The organism is Inquilinus limosus MP06 (genome assembly GCF_000767795.1).
Classification (GTDB): Bacteria; Pseudomonadota; Alphaproteobacteria; order DSM-16000; family Inquilinaceae; genus Inquilinus; species Inquilinus limosus_E.
Genome location: NZ_JANX01000671.1, coordinates 1 through 2,993 on the forward strand (window position 1 = coordinate 1; position 2,993 = coordinate 2,993).

The following is a 2,993-nucleotide window of genomic DNA, read 5'->3' on the forward strand; positions in this document are numbered from 1 at the left end:
AAGGCCGAGCGGGCCCGGCGCCGGGACGCGGCCGCCACGGCGGTCGAGCGCAGCTTCGCCGATCTCCGCGACCCGGCCCGGATCCCCGGGATCCGGGCCGGGCTGGCGGCCCGGCTGCGAGAGCCGGACGTCACCGAATGGCTCGACACCGAGACCACCCAGACCGTCGCCCGACGCCTCTGCCGGTCCCTCGGCATCGATCCCCATAACTGCTTCGAGAGGCCGGATATCCCCGATACCGGGTGAGGGACGGGCCGGGGCCGATACGGTTTGCCGAACGATCGGCCGCGCCCGAGCTTCTGCTCAATTTCAGTGTCATCCTCGGGCTTGACCCGAGGATCCAGGGGTTTTCGAGAGCGGCTCTCCGCGGCCCCTGGATTGCCGGGTCAAGCCCGGCAATGACAATAGGAGTTGAAGTCCGGGCCCTATCCATGGGCCACGCCCGTGCGTGACAAGAAGGGACGGGCCCATCCTCCGGCCCGATGCCGAACATCATGCCTCGCCCGGCTCCCCACTGCAGGGCAGGGAATCCGCCGCGTCGCCCGCGCGGCGGGTCGCATCGGCAACGAATCCTCCGCGTCCCTTCCTGGACAGCGGTCGCCCCGGCGCGCTACAAGCGACGGCTCGGCCGTCGGGTTCTCCGGGGCCGCACCATCAAGACGCCCAGGCCGACCTCCCCGATGCAGACCGTCAACGACATCCGCTCGACCTTCCTCGACTTCTTCGGCGAGAACGGCCATGAGGTGGTGGCATCCAGCCCGCTGGTGCCGCGGAACGACCCGACGCTGCTGTTCACCAATGCCGGCATGGTGCAGTTCAAGAACGTCTTCACCGGCATGGAGACGCGGCCCTACCAGCGCGCCACCACCTCGCAGAAATGCGTGCGCGCCGGCGGCAAGCACAACGATCTCGAGAATGTCGGCTACACCGCCCGGCACCACACCTTCTTCGAGATGCTGGGGAACTTCTCCTTCGGCGACTATTTCAAGGAGCGGGCGATCGATCTGGCCTGGGGCCTGATCACCAGGGAATTCGGCCTGCCGAAGGACAAGCTGCTGGTCACGGTGTACCACACCGATGACGAGGCGGCCGGGCTGTGGCGCCGCATCGCCGGCCTGCCGGAGGAGCGGATCATCCGCATCCCGACCTCCGACAATTTCTGGGCGATGGGTGACACCGGCCCCTGCGGCCCGTGCTCGGAGATCTTCTTCGACCACGGCCCCGGCATCGCCGGCGGCCCCCCGGGCAGCCCGGACGAGGACGGCGACCGGTTCATCGAGATCTGGAACCTCGTCTTCATGCAGTACGAGCAGGTCACCAAGGAGACGCGGGTCGACCTGCCGCGGCCGTCGATCGACACCGGCATGGGGCTGGAGCGCATCGCCGCCGTGCTGCAGGGCAAGCACGACAACTACGACATCGACCTGATGCGGGCCCTGATCGAGGCCTCGGCCGATGCCACCAACAGCGACCCGGACGGCCCGCACAAGGTCAGCCACCGGGTGATCGCCGACCATCTGCGCGCCACCTCGTTCCTGATGGCCGACGGCGTCATGCCGTCGAATGAGGGCCGCGGCTACGTGCTGCGCCGGATCATGCGCCGCGCCATGCGCCACGCCCATCTGATCGGCGCGCGGGACCCGGTGATGTACCGGCTGGTGCCGGCGCTGGTGCGCCAGATGGGCACAGCATATCCCGAGCTGGTGCGGGCCGAGGCGCTGATCACCGAGACGCTGAAGCTGGAGGAGGCCCGCTTCAAGCAGACGCTCGACCGTGGCCTGCGCCTGCTGGAAGACGAGACCGGCCGCCTCGGCGCCGGCCAGGCGCTGCCGGGCGACGTGGCGTTCAAGCTGTACGACACCTACGGCTTCCCGCTCGACCTGACCCAGGACGTGCTGCGCGGCCAGGGCCGTGGGGTCGACACCGCCGGCTTCGAGACGGCGATGGAGCGGCAGCGCGCCGAGGCCCGGAAGAACTGGGCCGGCTCCGGCGAGGCGGCCACCGGCGCCTTGTGGTTCGAGTTGAAGGAAAAGCTCGAACCCACTGAATTTCTTGGATATGACACAGAGGTTGCCGAGGGTGTCGTCACCGCGCTGGTGGTCGATGGCCAAGTCGTCGACCAGGCCGGGCCGGGCGCCGAGGTGGTGGTCGTGCTCAACCAGACGCCGTTCTATGGCGAGAGCGGCGGCCAGATGGGCGACGCGGGCACCATCACCCTGGCCGGGGGTACCGGCGGCGTCACCGTGGCGGTGCGCGACACCCAGAAGCAGGCCGGCGTGCTGTGGGCCCATATCGGCACGGTCGAGACCGGCACGCTGAAGGTCGGCGACGCGGTCGAGCTGAGGGTCGACCATGCTCGCCGCAGCGCCCTGCGCGCCAACCACTCCGCCACCCATCTGCTGCATGAGGCGCTGCGCCGCCGGCTGGGCGAGCATGTCACCCAGAAGGGGTCGCTGGTCGCGCCGGAGCGGCTGCGCTTCGACATCAGCCAGCCGCGGCCGCTGACGCCCGAGGACATCGCCGCGGTCGAGGCCGAGGTCAACGCCCGGATCCGCGAGAATTCCGAGGTCACCACCCGGCTGATGACGCCGGAGGACGCGATCGCCGCCGGCGCCATGGCGCTGTTCGGCGAGAAATACGGCGACACCGTGCGCGTCGTCGGCATGGGCCAGGACGGCAACAGGGTCTATTCGCAGGAGCTGTGCGGCGGCACCCATGTCGGCCGCACCGGCGATATCGGCGCCTTCCGGCTGGTGTCGGAAGGGGCGGTCGCCGCCGGTATCCGCCGCATCGAGGCGGTGACGGGCGAGGGCGCGGTGGCCTATGCCGCCCATCGCGACACGCTGCTGGCCGAAGCCGCCGGCGCGCTGAAGGTGACGCCGGAGGAGCTGCCGGCCCGCCTGGCCGCGCTGGTCGAGGAGCGGCGGCGGCTGGAGCGCGAGGTCTCCGACCTGCGGCGCAAGCTGGCGACGGCGGGCTCCGGCGGCGGGGCC

The 2,993-nt window shown here is 70.3% G+C and carries 2 protein-coding genes; both read left to right on the forward strand.

Annotated features, from left to right (window positions below; translation table 11 throughout):
* Positions 1 to 246: hypothetical protein (locus P409_RS39475; RefSeq protein WP_034847337.1), on the forward strand; the 246-nt coding region annotated here is incomplete at its 5' end.
* Between the two features lie 434 nt (positions 247 to 680).
* Positions 681 to 2,993: alanine--tRNA ligase (gene alaS / locus P409_RS30575; RefSeq protein WP_034847339.1), on the forward strand; the 2,313-nt coding region annotated here is incomplete at its 3' end.